The organism is Chryseobacterium cucumeris (assembly GCF_001593385.1).
GTDB lineage: Bacteria > Bacteroidota > Bacteroidia > Flavobacteriales > Weeksellaceae > Chryseobacterium > Chryseobacterium cucumeris.
Map to the genome: position 1 here is coordinate 13,161 of NZ_LUVZ01000004.1, position 14,717 is coordinate 27,877.

Annotated in this window: 11 protein-coding genes; 3 read left to right on the top strand and 8 right to left on the bottom strand. The window is 35.2% G+C overall.

Annotated features, from left to right (window positions below; genetic code table 11):
• Nucleotides 1-9: 9 nt before the first annotated feature.
• Nucleotides 10-2,958: a SusC/RagA family TonB-linked outer membrane protein gene (locus A1704_RS07740; RefSeq protein ID WP_062672304.1), complete on the bottom strand. Its 2,949-nt coding sequence runs from the start codon at nucleotides 2,956-2,958 to the stop codon at nucleotides 10-12.
• Nucleotides 2,959-3,379: 421 nt separating this feature from the next.
• A complete protein-coding gene (locus tag A1704_RS07745) occupies nucleotides 3,380-4,144 on the bottom strand; it encodes an enoyl-CoA hydratase/isomerase family protein (RefSeq protein ID WP_062672175.1) in 765 nt (254 codons plus the stop codon).
• Between the two features lie 260 nt (nucleotides 4,145-4,404).
• On the opposite strand from A1704_RS07745, the gene A1704_RS07750 reads away from it, so the two are divergent.
• Together A1704_RS07750 and A1704_RS07755 are read left to right on the top strand one after the other, a co-directional pair.
• A complete protein-coding gene (locus A1704_RS07750; RefSeq protein ID WP_062672177.1) occupies nucleotides 4,405-4,956 on the top strand; it encodes a phage tail protein in 552 nt (183 codons plus the stop codon).
• Between the two features lie 36 nt (nucleotides 4,957-4,992).
• Complete coding sequence (locus tag A1704_RS07755) at nucleotides 4,993-5,814, top strand: T9SS type A sorting domain-containing protein (RefSeq protein ID WP_062672179.1); 822 nt, start codon at nucleotides 4,993-4,995, stop codon at nucleotides 5,812-5,814.
• Nucleotides 5,815-5,901: 87 nt separating this feature from the next.
• Here the strand turns inward: A1704_RS07755 and A1704_RS07760 are convergent, their stop codons facing one another.
• Genes A1704_RS07760 through A1704_RS07770 form a run of 3 tightly spaced genes read right to left on the bottom strand, consistent with a single transcriptional unit; the run spans nucleotide 5,902 to nucleotide 10,103 of the window.
• A complete protein-coding gene (locus tag A1704_RS07760; RefSeq protein ID WP_062672181.1) occupies nucleotides 5,902-8,586 on the bottom strand; it encodes a DEAD/DEAH box helicase family protein in 2,685 nt (894 codons plus the stop codon).
• A gap of 57 nt (nucleotides 8,587-8,643) precedes the next feature.
• A complete protein-coding gene (locus A1704_RS07765) occupies nucleotides 8,644-9,330 on the bottom strand; it encodes an SMUG2 DNA glycosylase family protein (RefSeq protein WP_062672183.1) in 687 nt (228 codons plus the stop codon).
• A 2-nt stretch (nucleotides 9,331-9,332) separates the two neighbouring features.
• Nucleotides 9,333-10,103 (bottom strand): DUF4241 domain-containing protein, encoded by a 771-nt coding sequence (locus tag A1704_RS07770; RefSeq protein ID WP_062672185.1) that lies wholly within the window; start codon nucleotides 10,101-10,103, stop codon nucleotides 9,333-9,335.
• A gap of 230 nt (nucleotides 10,104-10,333) precedes the next feature.
• On the opposite strand from A1704_RS07770, the gene A1704_RS07775 reads away from it, so the two are divergent.
• Nucleotides 10,334-11,011 carry a CPBP family intramembrane glutamic endopeptidase gene (locus A1704_RS07775; RefSeq protein WP_062672187.1) on the top strand — a complete coding sequence of 226 codons (678 nt, stop codon included), beginning with the start codon at nucleotides 10,334-10,336 and terminating at the stop codon, nucleotides 11,009-11,011.
• Nucleotides 11,012-11,068: 57 nt separating this feature from the next.
• On the opposite strand, the gene A1704_RS24430 is transcribed toward A1704_RS07775, so the two are convergent.
• The 3 genes from A1704_RS24430 to paaZ all read right to left on the bottom strand — a co-directional run bounded on the left by A1704_RS24430 (nucleotide 11,069) and on the right by paaZ (nucleotide 14,695).
• Nucleotides 11,069-11,230 carry a bacteriocin-like protein gene (locus A1704_RS24430; protein WP_157885761.1) on the bottom strand — a complete coding sequence of 54 codons (162 nt, stop codon included), beginning with the start codon at nucleotides 11,228-11,230 and terminating at the stop codon, nucleotides 11,069-11,071.
• Nucleotides 11,231-11,355: 125 nt separating this feature from the next.
• On the bottom strand, nucleotides 11,356-12,081 hold the full coding sequence (locus A1704_RS07780) for an XAC2610-related protein (RefSeq protein WP_062672188.1): 726 nt from the start codon (nucleotides 12,079-12,081) through the stop codon (nucleotides 11,356-11,358).
• Between the two features lie 118 nt (nucleotides 12,082-12,199).
• The gene (gene paaZ, locus A1704_RS07785) at nucleotides 12,200-14,695 is read right to left on the bottom strand and encodes a phenylacetic acid degradation bifunctional protein PaaZ (RefSeq protein WP_062672190.1); all 2,496 of its coding nucleotides are present in this window, start codon (nucleotides 14,693-14,695) and stop codon (nucleotides 12,200-12,202) included.
• Between the last annotated feature and the right edge of the window lie 22 nt (nucleotides 14,696-14,717).

Genomic DNA, 14,717 nt, shown 5'->3' on the forward strand with positions numbered 1-14,717 from the left:
TTTAATTATTTAAAAAGATACATTAAATCCTATTGTCACCACTCTCGCCGGAGTATACCTGTTTGATGCCGTACCGTTGAATGCCTGAGCTGGCTCCAACCCTTTTCTTGCTGTTTTACTCCATAAATTTTCACCTGAAACAAGGATTCTTAATCCTGAAACCCCCAGCTGAGATAAAGTTTCCGGAGTAAAGCTATAACTTAAAGTAGCTTGCCTAAATGTAAGAAAATCTGAGCTTACCAGCCATCTTGATGAAGCAGCATTAGAACTTGTATATGTTGAAGAGTTCAATGCCGGAATATCTGTGATTTGTCCAGGCGTTGTCCATCTATCCAGAATATCTGTACTTAAAGCTCCTCCCTGTGAGTAACTAGACATCAAAGCAGCATAGTTGGAGTCATATGTTTTTCCACCTAACTGATAGGTAAACATTGCTGATAGTGACCATTGTTTATAGGTAATTGTAGTTCCGAAACTTCCAAACAAGTCAGGAATTGCTGTGCCAGAATAGTCATATTTTGCTTTATTGAAGTTGGTAGTAACTTTTTGACCATTTACCGTTCTGATATCTGCAGCTGTTGTATTAGCATAAGCATCAGCTACCAGGAATAAAGGTGAACCATCCGCAGGATCTACCCCATACCATTGTCTCAACCAATAATCATACACTGAGTGTCCTACAGAAATTTTCTTAGTTCCATTGATAATTTCCGTTATCCCATTGGAAAGTTCTGTAATCTGATTTTTAAGCGTAGAGGCATTGGCATTAATATTCCAGGTAAAATTTTGATTTTTAATAACATCAGCATTAATACTGAATTCAAATCCGCGGTTATACATAGTTCCTACATTTCGACTAATTGTATTATCTGGAACACCTGAAGAAACCGGAACCGGAACCGGGAAAATCAGATCTTCAGTCACTCTGTTATAATATTCTACAGACCCTGTAATTCTATTATTTAAAAAGCCAAAATCAATTCCTACATCGGTTTGTTTATTAGCTTCCCAGGTAATGGTAGGATCTGCTAAAAAACCAAATAAGATTCCAGGCTCCTGAGCATTATTATATCCTAAAGTATATGTACTTTTATACATGTAATAACTGTCTGTTCTGTCATTCCCAACTTCACCATATGACGCTCTCAATTTCAATTCACTGATAAGATTAGAATTACTTAAAAATTCTTCTCCTTTCAGTCGCCATCCTGCACCGAGAGACCAGAATGAATCCCATCTTACATCTTTGGCAAACCTTGATGAACCATCCCAGCGGATAGAACCTGAAAGTAAGTATTTTGATTTGTAATCATAATTCAATCTTGAAAATACTCCTTCTTTTCTATAGTTGTCTGAACGTGAAGTAAGTGATGATGGAGTCACAAAGTTAACCAACTCATCATTATCATCTACGATCTGACCTTTTTTATACCCATAAAGATATTCATACATGAATTTATAATTTTCATGTCCTAAAAGGAATTCAAAATTATGATCTCCAAATTTTCTTTTATAGTTTAAGAGCTGGTTCCAGGTAAAGGTTTGCTCTGTAAAGCTAAATTTTTCCGCTGAACCTCCCGGAGCTGCATCTCCAATAATTTTATTTCCATAAGTACTTCTTCTGTTATTTCTGATATCATACCCTACATTGGTAGACAAAGTAAGATAAGGATCTACTTTGATTTCAGCATAGGCTCTGGAAATAATATAATAGTTTTTAGAAAGGTCTTTATTTAAAAGTGTTTCCTGAATTACGTTTCTTCCAGCCGCCGCATCAGCACCCCTAGCACTTCCAGCATCATACATGATATTCCCGGCACTATCGTAAAGTGTAGCAAATGTAGTAGGATCATGAGCATACGGACTGTAAATAGGTCCCATTGTTCTTGTCCATCTGTATGGGTTGATATAAGCAGAATTATTATCTACACCTTCTACCGAGTTATTTCCGTTAGAAGATACTCCACTGATACTACTCCCTAATTTCAACCAGCTTTTAACCTGAGAATCTACTTTTAATCTTGCCGTAAATCTTTCAAAATCTGATTTGATAAGATATCCGGTTTCATTGGTATATCCTACTGAGGAAAAATAGGTTGTTGTATTACTTCCTCCACTGTAATTTAATTCATAATTCTGTCTGAAACCTGTATTCATCAATGGTTTTTGCCAATCCAGGTCTGTATATTTTAACTGAGCATTTGAGTTCAAAAGTCCATTGACAACCAATTGATTATCCGGCACATTAAAAACATTGGTCTTAAGAACACCTGAAATCAATTGTGTAGTAGCGTAAGCATTGGCATCCGCCACACTAGTACCTGGTACAGAAGTCATTCTACCGTTTCTTATTGCCTCCCAAACAAGAGGATAATATTGATAAACATTTACTCTGTCATATTCCGGGATTGATCTTCCTACCGCTCCGGTACTCATGCTAAAGTTAAATGCATCTTTTCCTTTTCTACCGGATTTTGTAGTGATCAAAACAACACCATTAGCAGCAGCAGAACCATACAAAGAAGTAGAAGCAGCATCTTTCAGGATATTGAATGATGCAATATCATTGGGATTAATTGCCGCAAGAGATCCGGTATACACTGTACCATCAACTACATATAACGGAGCAGTTGTAATTCCATAAGAGCCTATCCCACGGATCTGGATACTTGGTGAGCTTCCCGGCTGTCCTGTTCCGGTACTTACTTTTACACCAGCACTGGCTCCATCCAAAGCCTGCCCGATACTTGTTATCGGTCGATCGGCAAATTGTTTTGCTTTAATTTCTGTATTGGAGCCAACCATTGTTTCTCTTTTCTGGCTTCCGTAAGCAACCACTACAATTTCATCAATCTTGGTATCCTGCGGTATGGTGTCGCGCTTAGCCTTTTGGGCTTCTACCATGTGTCCTCCTACAAAGAATAGCACAGCAGTACTTAATATTAACTTCACTTTCATATTTAACATATTTTAACAGTATGAATGCAAATATATGTAACAAAAATTAATAAAAAGGCAATAAAAAAGATAATTAAATAAATTAACCGCAAATGATTTATATTTTTAATCAATTAATCAATATTAATTAAAAATATAAGTTAAAATTGAGTTAATTTAGTTTTAAAAATATTAAACAATTATTTAAAATTAGTTAAAACAATGAAAATATTATACTAAAATTGTCATTTTATTGACACAAAAAAACAATTAGATAAAATAATACATGAATAACACAATATAAAAAATACAAAGAAAAATGCTAGATTTCTATTAAAAACATTAGAATCTAAGATTAAGATAAAACATAAAAAATCCGGAAAAACAAATGTTTCCCGGATCATATTTAGACAAAATACCTTTTTTTAAAACAATTAAAAAATTACTTCACTCTTAATCTTTCTTTAATAGACTCAATATTTTTCTTTGCAGAATCTTCAAGAATAAGGCTGGCACTCATATGAATCCTTGCCGGCATCAGCTCATTAAAGTGGTCAGTTCCTTCCCATGAAACTTTTTTGATTAATGCTAGAGCATCGCTGCTTCTTGATGCTATAGTATGTAAAAACTTCTCCAGCTTTTCATCCATTTCTTCAATAGTATCTGAAACAGAATGGTAAATATTATGTTGCTCAGCCCATTCTGCAGATCTGAAATCTGCATCAATGGCCATAGCGGAGAATTGTGACTTACCTATTTTTCTTTCAACATAAGGCCCAATTACAAAAGGTCCGATGCCAAGATTGATTTCAGTAAGTGCCAGCGCTGAATCTTTAGTAGCAAAACAATAATCTGCTCCGCAGGCAATTCCTACTCCTCCACCGGTAGTTTTCCCCTGTACTCTTACCACTACAATTTTTCCGCAGTTTCTCATTGCATTTAAAACTTTAGCAAAACCTCCGAAAAATTTTGTGGAAGCCTCCAGTTCCTCAATGGCTAAGAGCTCGTCAAAACTTGCTCCTGCACAAAACGCTTTCTCACCTGCACTTTTTACTAAAATAGCCTTCACTTCTTCTTTTGCTCCTTCTTCAAGGATGGTTTCTGCCAGCTTTTCTAAAATTGCCCCCGGAAGAGAGTTGCTTTTGAGTGTTCCGAAAGTAATTTCGGCAATATTATTTTTAATTTCTGATGCTACAAATTCGCTCATTTTTATTTTTATTGGATTCTTACAAAAATACGAAATACAGCTCGTTTAGAGAAACTTAAAGTATAAATTTTCTTTTTAAACCTGCATATTTCACAACATCTATTACGTAGAAATACGGAGTTTTTAATTTGGTATTTTCTACTCTAGCACCACCCTACTATTAATCGTTCCTTTGAACTGAGAATACATAATAATCAAAAGGCGGATTCTGAAAAGCCTGCAAGAGAGTAAGAATTTAAAAAAACTAAAAACATTTTATCATGGACGAGTACATTGGAATTGTAAAATTATTTGCAGGAAATTTTGCACCTAGAGGCTGGATGTTTTGTGACGGAAGTCTGATAAGCATTTCAAGAAATTCTGCCTTATTCTCTATTTTAGGAACAACGTATGGTGGAGACGGTATTACTACTTTCGCTTTACCTAACTTAAAAGGGCGTATGGCTCTAGGAGCAGGAAATGTAAATGCCAACCAATTTTATCCTTTGGGAGTAGTGTCCGGAACTACACAAAATACACTTTTAGCATCCAACCTTCCAAGTGTGGGTGCAGGATTTCAGCTTAAGGTAGCTAATAAAAATGCTAATTCATCTACCCCTACAGCCACTTCAACAATTGCGATCTCAGGGACACAAGTGGGAAGAGATTTCAATGCAGTACCTAGTTTCGTGAATGATGCCAACCCTGATACGATTATTAATAATCAAAGTATTGCCTTCATAGGACAAAATCTGCCTGTGAACAATATGCCACCTTATCTAGGTTTAAATTATATCATCTGTGTTGAAGGTATTTATCCTCCAAGAGATTAATAGCTATACAATAACCTAACATTTAAAACAAAAATCATGAAAAGCACTACTTTTTTAGCAATCTGTAGTCTGCTCATTTCAATTTTCTCATTCGGGCAGACCAGTACGGAACAATTTGAGACAGAATCGAACGGGAGTACAAGCTTCACCGATAATGGAGTCATTTTCAATATCATTTCACATGTAAGTGTTTTTGATATTCAGGGGAATTTCCCGGGAACTGGCTGGAGTGGAACAGCTAATGATAACAGATACATTGATAATTCTAACAATACTCAATCTCCGCCATCATTCAGTATAAAAACCACTTCCAATTTGTTTAAAGTAAACAGATTCTGGATGTATCTTTCTGCATTGAACCTGGATCTTAATGTAGCAGGAACACTTACTGTAACCGGAAAACTAAGCGGTGTAACAAAATTTACGCAAACAAAAACTACCGGATTTGCAACCAGCTTAGGCAGCACAAATGGATACACCTTAATTGATCTTACCAACTTAAATGGTCAGAATTATTCAAACATTGTGATTGATGAGTTACAAATCACCGCGAACGGAGCTTTCCGATATGTAGGTTTGGATGCTTTCACTTGGGTGAAAGACAGTAATCTGGTACTGGGTACTTCAGAAACTAAAAGCATTAAAAAAGACCTGACTGTTTATCCTAATCCAACCAACGGACCTATTTCTATTACTACAGAAAAAGCCAGTGAAGCTAAAATCTATAGTCTGGATGGTAAAATGCTGAAAACTATACAAACTCAAAAAGGGAATAATGAAATCAATATTTCAGAGCTTCCAAAAGGAGTTTATATTATTAAAACAGCAACAGAATCTACGAAAGTTATTAAAAACTAATCGTAAGAAATTTCACAAGTTCCATATTCCCATAAAGATTCTAATTCATGAATGACAAATCCCTTTCGACGAAGGGATTTTGTCATTTTACCGGGTCCATTTGTGGAGATGCTCTATCCTTCCGTTTCTATTAAGTAAAGCCTGGAATCTCAATTTTAATAAGATTTTACGTCCCTCGATAGTTCTTGTGAAAACTATCTCAGATTTCCCTATCATTTTATCCCATAGTTTTTTAAAAAGTTCTGCATTTTTTTTATTTTTTGCAAAAATTTCAGGTATAGGATAATAAATATCTTTTTCCAAAAACAATAAACCTCTTTTTTGTTTCAATAGATATCTTGGGTTATCTATTTGTGATACCAATTCCTGTAAAGTTTGTATAAACTGGGCATTTTCATATTGACTTCCTCCATCCAGATAACAAAATGCATTTTTATTTCTGTCTGAAGAACTTACAATTCTAAGTTTTTCAATAGAGGTACGGATTACTTTCTCATGAATCAAGCCATATAGGATTATTTCAGCAAGGGAACTAAGCTGTCTTCCAACATTTTTACATCTTAAATACTGTTTTGTAGACCTATACAGTTTTCCGCCATAAACAACTATACCTGCAATACCAAATAGAGAAACCAATAATGAAAAACTTTTTATAGATTTAATTTCATCAATATTTCTGAGAAGCCCCATCAGAAGATCCTGACAAAATAGCAATAGGGAAGAAACCATTATTTTTGCAAAACTCCCACTCATTTTACCCAGATAATCCATCCGCATTTTCCCCATACCTGTCATATTCACTGAAGGGACCTCAATTTCTTCCACCAAAACACTTCCTTTATCAAGAGCAGTTTTCCATCGCTGAGCAAGAGCAGTTCTATCTTTTGCCCATGCAAAGAATATCTGATTAATTTCTGGTAATTCTTCTTTACATTCTATCGTTTTAATATTAAGTCGTTCAATATTATTTTCAATGGTAACCTCATCTTTGTAGGAAATCCCAACAAAAGTTTTAAATCTTTTTTTTATATTACTGAAATCCTGTCCTCCATCAATATCACAGGAATCAAAACATACCAGGTGCCAGATATTTCCTGTTTTGTTTACATTATCTTTATCCGTTCTGATAACTCTTCCTCTCATTTGATTAGAGACCACGAAAGAACTTACAAAACTGGCCAGCACAAGACTATTCATTTTGGGAGCATCCCAACCTTCTCCTAACAAAGACTTTGTACCAATTAAGACCTGAATTCCTCCACATTGAAAGATCTCAGTTACTATATGAACTACATCATGCTTTATCTGATCTGTAAGATTAATTATCAAATAACTCTGATCACATAAAAGAGCAGAAAAAGATACTCCAGATATACTCTTTTTTACACAAAGCTGATCAAACATATCCTTTGCACTCGAAGGGATGAGCACCAAACTACCTGTAAGAATTCCTATTTTTTTATTCTGTGAATTTTCTCTTCTAAGTTTTTCAAATATTGGAATTGCTCCAATCTTATCAAGATTTAATATATTCTCGGTGCTATTGTTCAGATATTCTTTTTTAATAAAATCCGTGAGAATTACCATTCTGAGATCTTCTTTAAGAACTGAAAATTCAAAATCTGCAATTTCCTTTATCCCTTGAAGCTTACCAATACTTGAATTAAGAATCTGATTTACATTTTTACTATTATAAAAACTAATTGTTCTTTGTTCAAGAAACCCCAATCTTCTGAGTCTGTTTCCTAGATCTGTCCGGTGATCTTCATATTTTTTAAAATTAATATCATCCAATAACAGATAAAAATCAAGAAGTTCTTCCATCCAGAAGAAATCAAATTCAGGAACATAATTTTGCTCATCTCCAATGATATTAAAATGGATATCTGAAATCTCTTTTCCTCTGAAATGAAGATAAACAAGTCCAGAGGTATATGATGATATATTTTCATAAATCCATTCCAAATGTAAATCAGGATTCAGGTACACAGGATGCTGTTCAAGAGCTTCAAATAATGTATCATCATTTTGAACTTCTTGGAAAAATGTAGCTGCCTGATGATGATAGTATTCAATTTTTTTCTCCTCTTCTTTTGAGGGTGAAGTAAAATAAACCAAATCCTGATGAGGGCAAAGATCTCCTTCAATCATCAATTCAGGAACAGAAATTTCTACATCTATAGGGCCATTCAGTTGAATATATTTTTGCCATTCGGAACCAGAAACATCAAAAGGAGGAGTCGCAGTAAGAGCAACAACTGTAGGACTGATCTTATTTTTCAATTCCATTAGACTTCTCCACCAGGCATTTTTCAAATGATGCGCTTCATCCAGAATAAGAGTGCCCACTTTTAACTTCTCTAGCCTTTTAACAATTTCAGCAACTGAGATTTTTGAAGTTTTTTTTATCAGATCTTCGTCTTGTTCATCCACACCAGAGGCAGAATGAATACCCTGATAAGTGGTAACAGTTAAAATTCCTGGTTTTTTAATATCAGAAGATATCCATTCAGGAATAGTTTCTGTATCCAGAAAAAGCTCACAAAATCTCTGAATCCATTGGTTTTTGATCGCCAGCGTGGGAGCAACAATCAATGTTGGCTCACCGAGTCTCAGCATTATTTCCAATCCAAGAATAGTTTTCCCAGAACCAGGAGGAGCCGAAATATGAAGATGATTATCATGCAGATAGTCATCCATATTGTCTAAAATTTTCTTCTGATAAGTTCGCCAGTCGTATTTAAAAGTTGTGTTTTTAGGGAAAACATTCATAATCACAATTTAATAAAACTAAACATACAATCTTAGAAAATCATCTGATCTCATGTTTTATTTCTGCAAAGCTAAAATGTACTTGTCTATATAAAGCTGTTTTTCTTTCAATTTGTACTGCTGGATATATCTTGGATGTTCCAACACCGTCATTGTATCAAACAATTTTGCTTCTTTATTTAATTTTGAAATAAAATCGGCATTCTTCTTACCAAGAACAAAAACTTCTGAAGTATCGAGATTAAGACTGATATGCTTATTCAGAGATTCTATCATAAAGTCTTTTACCGCTTCGAAAAGTTTTTTATCATCATAGTAATTAGCATTAAGCCATCCGTTTTTTGTTTTCCTTACGATAGCCAACGGAAATGGAGAGTTGATATAAATATCTTTGTAAAAAAGATCAGCTCCACCATAGCTCTCCATCATGTCATACATAAATACGGAAGAAATTTCATGGGTATGGGCAGATTCCATTTTGATTCCGCAGACACTTTCCAATCTTTTGGTATCGGTAAACGGAACTCCTGTTACTCCAGCTCCATGACGGCTTGGATTGATTCCAATGATAAATTTTCTTCGAGATGAATCATTATAATATTTATGATAAAACTTCTGCATTACCATCAATGTTTCAGGATTTTCCAGATACGGATTCAGAACATCAAAACCTTCAGGTAGATTCCCGATATAGTTCAGATTTTCATTGAATGTAATAACATGGTCTGCAAAAGTTGTATTCATATTTAGTTTTTAGAAAAAATAAAATTTTCAGGCTGATCATCATCAATATCCTCATCTTCATCTTCTTCACTTAAAGCCAGTTCAATATCAATAAATTGAATATATAAACCACATATCTCTCCATTGCCATCATATGCAAAATAAACAGGGTAGCTGCCGTCACCAAAGCCGCTGGCAAACATCGGAATCTGATAGTCGGTACCTGGAACCGTCCAGTTGATCCAGTCTCCTGCTTCTCTCTGATTGTTGGGATAATCTTTATAGCTTTGTGAGAAAAGCTCTGCAAAATAATCATCATAAACATTGTCGACATTTATTTCATCAACAAATTGATCTACAAAAGGAAGCACTTCTTTATCTGCAATACAACCTAAACCAGCATCCACCTCAAAACCAAAAAAATCATCATCGGTTACGCCTTCCAATTCTTCAATCCCGACCAATGCTTCTCTATAAATAACAGGTTTTTCTTTGGTAAATTCAACTTTTATAACAGCATATCTATCTCCCCAATCTTCGGATTTTACTACAGCAATAGCTACAGGAAAATTCCCTTTCGGAGCCTGAATAAAATAAGGTGATTGATTGCCATTCAGGGATACCAGCGGATCTCTTACCACCACTTTTCCGGAAGGAAGAGAAACATTTCCAATTTTCATGGTCTCCATTTTCAGCCCCATAATTTCATCAGAAATAAAATAGGTTTCCAGATCTGTAGGACAAACCAGAATATTTTTTACTTCTTCCCATTTTTGCATCCAGTTTTCGTTCATTGCTCTCGATTTTATGATTGAATTTTAAAATTAGTACTTTTTTACAAGAGAAAGAAGAAGCTGAAACTAAGAATATGTTAAAACTTAATCATTCACTTAAATAAATTATCGATCAAAAAGAAACTGAATTATCATATTTCATGATCCTCTTCCTAAGTTTTAATTCATATTATTTTTTTTATTAAATTCGTTTTCAATGAAATAGCGATTTCACCTAAAACTTTTAACCTATGATCGGAATTATCATTGAGCTTATCATTTCATGGCTTCTCCTTAAGTTTATAGCAAAAAAGGATCTTTCTGTTTTAGGATTTAAGCCTAATTCAACAAGGCTGGCTCATTGGAGCATTGGTCTTCTTTTGGCTGCTGCTATTTGCAGCCTTTATCATATCATGACAACTGCATTCATCAATAATGGCTGGATTCTGAATAAGCAGCTTACATTATCCGCTGCATTAATGGGTATATGGTGGGTTCTGAAGTCTGTATTGTTTGAAGAATTACTTTTCAGAGGAGCTTTGCTTTATCTTGCTATAGAAAAATGGGGTACGACAAAAGCCTGCCTTTTATCTGCTGCGTGCTTCGGAATCTACCATTGGTTTTCTTATAATGCATTTGGAAATCCTTTTCAGATGGGAATTATTTTTGGAATGACTGCTATCTTTGGGTGGATGCTGGCTGTATCTTTTGCTAAAACTCAATCTCTATATCTTCCTATAGGTCTCCATCTGGGCTGGAATTTGTTTAATATTATTGTATTTTCAAATGGTCCGTTAGGCAAACAGCTCTTCATGAAAGCCAATATAAACCATTTGGAAGGAATCCCTTCATTGCTTGTTTTTTTGTTTCAGATATTCGCGTTACCCATTTTAATGTACGGATATTTTAAGTTTAAGAAAAAAATATAAAAAAACTGCCAATCACGAGGAGTAGCAGCTTTGTGTATTGTTTTAAGTTAAAAAAGTCTAAGAATCCGCACAGATATAACATGCTCTGGCAATATCAGGCCATCTTCCAGGAAGACAACAGCTTCCGGGAGGACAAGGATTAAGGGTGCAAGACCAGTTTGGCCCGGCTCCTTTAAGAGATCTCAACTCATGTCTTGAAAGTTTTTTTAAGTTTTTCATAGTGGTTTGTTTTGATGTTCTCTCCTACTCTATATGCTTTTCGGATTTCGCCTATTAAAGTTAGTAATTTTTCAAACAAAAAACCATAACTAACTGAAATAATGAATATTTCAATTTATACAAGACTAATATTCTAAAGGCTTATAATTTCTAAAAACCTTATAGAGATCCTTATCATTTCCTTTGAATACTTTTTCTTCAATAACCTTAAACTTGCCTGTAGAATCTTTTTCTTCCACCACTATTTTATCAGAAACATCCACTCTGGCAAATTCTTGAAGAGAGTCTTTTCTGATTGTAAGAAAGGATGTGATAGTAGAGCCAGTTAAAATCAGTGAATTAATACAATTTAATTTAGGATTATAAGTTAAGTTTGGATAAGATTCAGAATTTTTGATGTGGATGAAATCTTTATTCTCAGGATCATAAACAAATAATGTCATCACTATATTTCCTCCTCTTCCTGCGATTCCACTTTGATAAGTCACATCATTAAAGCCATCATTATTAAAATCACCAATTTGAACATCTAAACCCGTTACTCCATCTTTGATAAATTTAAAAGTATTTTTTAATTCCCAGGTATGAAACATAGATCCTTTACTTTCCACCCAAATATCTTTTAGATCATAAACATTCAAGGTAACAAATACATCACCATTCTTAATATGTCTAAATTTTTCAAACTCTACTTTAGTTTTACCTTTTCTTCCCACATTCAGACTGTCAACAAATTTTTCTTCAGAATAATAGCCGTCTTTATCTTGTTTTAGATTTCCTGAACAGGAAAAAAGAAATAAAATTGAGAAAGCGCAAAAGACAATGTTAAAAGAAGTTTTTAATGATTTCATGATTAAAAATTTTCAAATTTTATTACTTATGTTAAGGTTTCAAACCTTGGCAGGAGTTATTAAAAAGTCCCTTTCAGTTTAAACCGGAAGGGACTCTAAATTTATATTTTATTTTGAATTAAATCAATCCAAATTGTTGGAAGTGGTGTGTAAAATGCTTTTTGTGCATCAGTTCCCACATTTCTTTATTCAGCTTTCCGAAAACGTAATTCATGTGCTCTGCCTGCGGGTTTTCCTTATAGTAGATCACAAACTTCTTCAGGTTATCCATGAATGACAGTTTTGCTGCTTCCAGATTTTTATGTTTGGGTTCCGGAAGTGAACCGTCCTGCGGAAGGAATGGAGCTGTAAATTCTTTTGGCATTGCTCTGTGGTTGTAAAGAGAATCCTGCCATTTTTCAAGATTTTCTTCTGGAGTAAAGCATTTTTCTGCTTCAGGCTCTCCAAAGCTTACCAATACCGCCTGTTCAAGATGTTCTAACATCTGCTGAGGAGACATTTTTCCCCAAAGTGCAGGTGTACTTTCTGTTAATCCATTCAGTATTTTCTGAACATTTTTCAAATTCAGATCAATGAAAGGAGATTGTTTTGCTACCAGTGTTAAAATTGTTGCCACGCAAACTACCTCATCTCTTTGGTTTACAACTTCAACCAGCCATTTTACAACACCTGAAGGAATATTTCTTCCTTTTACTCCTCTGTTGATTTTCTCTTTTGCTGTCAGATAAACAGTGATCGTATCTCCGGCATATACAGGCTTGAAGAAACTACATTCTTCTAATCCGTAATTGGCAATAACAGGCCCTTTTTTACCTGAAACGAATAATCCCGCTGCTGCTGAAAGAATGAAATATCCGTGAGCAACAGTCTTATCGAAAATAGTACCTGTTAAACTTGTAGCATCTGTATGGGCATAGAAATGATCCCATGAAACATTGGAGAAATTAACGATATCTGCGTCAGTAACCGTTCTTCCTGCTGTTTCCAAAGAATCTCCTACTTCCACTTCTTCAAAATATTTCTGGAAAGGATGTTTATCTGAGAATTTTTTCTCTGCTCCCTGCTGGTAGATCTTAGTAATAGCTTTCAACACATCCGGTGATCCCTGAATAGCTGTTTTCTGTAAGAAGAAATGAAGACCGCTAAGTCCGCCCATTTCCTCACCGCCACCAGCTCTACCAGGACCTCCGTGCATTAATGTCGGAAGTGGAGAACCATGACCTGTGCTTTCTTTGGCGTTATCTCTGTTCAATACAAAGATTCTTCCGTGCTGGGAAGCCATTTTCCATGAAGTCTCTGCGATAAAGTTCTCATCGTGAGAAACAATAGATCCTACCAGACTTCCTTTTCCTCTTTTTGCCAGTGCAGCTGCTTCTTCAGCATCTTTATACGGCATCAATGTAGATACTGGTCCGAAAGCTTCTACATCATGAGAGATATTTTTTTCAAAAGGCCTGTCGTTCAGGAATAATTTCGGGCTCATAAATGCACCATTTTCATAGTTAGCATCTATCAGTTCGTGTTTACCGTCATAGACAAGTTCTGTTTCTGATTTTAATAGGTTTACTTTTCTCAGAACTTCTTCGTACTGCTGTCTTCCCACCAAAGATCCCATTTTGGTTTCTCTGCTTAATGGGTTTCCGATTTTTGTTTGATCTAAAGCTTTAGATAAAGCATTCTGAACATCACCGATTAAATGCTCGGGAACGATGATTCTTCTGATCGCAGTACACTTCTGCCCTGCTTTTGTCGTCATTTCGTTACGAACTTCTTTGATGAACAGATCGAATTCAGGAGTTCCCGGTTTTGCTTCCAATCCAAGAATTGAACAATTCAGGGAATCTGCTTCCATGTTGAAACGAACCGCATTTCCTGCAATAGATGGCAGTGATTTTAATTTTCTTCCTGTATTGGCTGAACCTGTGAACAATACAGAATCTCCATCCTGTACATAATCTAAGATATTTCCTGGTTCTCCGCACACTAACTGAACAGCTCCTTCAGGTAATACTCCACTTTCAATCATATCCTGGAATACAGCATTGGTAAGGTAAGACCCGAAAGGAGATGGTTTTACAATAGAAGGCACACCCGCTAACAATGAAGTTGACAATTTTTCCAACATACCCCAAACCGGAAAGTTATAAGCATTGATCTGTACCGAGACTCCTTCACTAGGCGTTAAGATATGTGTTCCCAGGAAAGTTCCGTTAGCAGAAATCTTCTGGGTATCACCATCTACCCAAAATGAAGTATTCGGAAGCATTCTTTTTGCCAATCCGGAATAGGTAAAGAAAGTTCCGAAACCTCCTTCAATATCCACCCATGAATCTATGTGGGTAGCTCCCGTCTTGTATGATAAGTCGTAGTATTTTTTCTTTCTTTCCAGTAAGTAAAGTGCTACTTTTTTCAGCATTTCTCCACGGTCGTAGAAAGTCATTGAAGAAAGGTTTTTGTACCCTACGGTTCTTCCGTAGTCAAGAGCCTGTTCAAAATTAAGCCCTTCTGTATCGGAAACAGCTACCTGTTCTCCTGTAACGGCGTTGTACAAAGGAACTCCGTTTCCGGTACCTTCTACCCATTGTCCGTAGATATAGTTTTTTAACTTTTCCATAAAATATTTAATTTATCAATGT

Bases quoted from the DNA above. Each gene is read 5' to 3' on its own strand.
- A1704_RS07770 (WP_062672185.1), bottom strand. From the start codon at position 10,103: ATGAACGAAAACTGGATGCAAAAATGGGAAGAAGTAAAAAATATTCTG.
- A1704_RS07760 (WP_062672181.1), bottom strand. From the start codon at position 8,586: ATGAATGTTTTCCCTAAAAACACAACTTTTAAATACGACTGGCGAACT.
- A1704_RS24430 (WP_157885761.1), bottom strand. From the start codon at position 11,230: ATGAAAAACTTAAAAAAACTTTCAAGACATGAGTTGAGATCTCTTAAA.
- A1704_RS07745 (WP_062672175.1), bottom strand. From the start codon at position 4,144: ATGAGCGAATTTGTAGCATCAGAAATTAAAAATAATATTGCCGAAATT.
- A1704_RS07750 (WP_062672177.1), top strand. From the start codon at position 4,405: ATGGACGAGTACATTGGAATTGTAAAATTATTTGCAGGAAATTTTGCA.
- A1704_RS07780 (WP_062672188.1), bottom strand. From the start codon at position 12,081: ATGAAATCATTAAAAACTTCTTTTAACATTGTCTTTTGCGCTTTCTCA.
- A1704_RS07765 (WP_062672183.1), bottom strand. From the start codon at position 9,330: ATGAATACAACTTTTGCAGACCATGTTATTACATTCAATGAAAATCTG.
- A1704_RS07740 (WP_062672304.1), bottom strand. From the start codon at position 2,958: ATGAAAGTGAAGTTAATATTAAGTACTGCTGTGCTATTCTTTGTAGGA.
- A1704_RS07775 (WP_062672187.1), top strand. From the start codon at position 10,334: ATGATCGGAATTATCATTGAGCTTATCATTTCATGGCTTCTCCTTAAG.
- A1704_RS07755 (WP_062672179.1), top strand. From the start codon at position 4,993: ATGAAAAGCACTACTTTTTTAGCAATCTGTAGTCTGCTCATTTCAATT.
- paaZ (WP_062672190.1), bottom strand. From the start codon at position 14,695: ATGGAAAAGTTAAAAAACTATATCTACGGACAATGGGTAGAAGGTACC.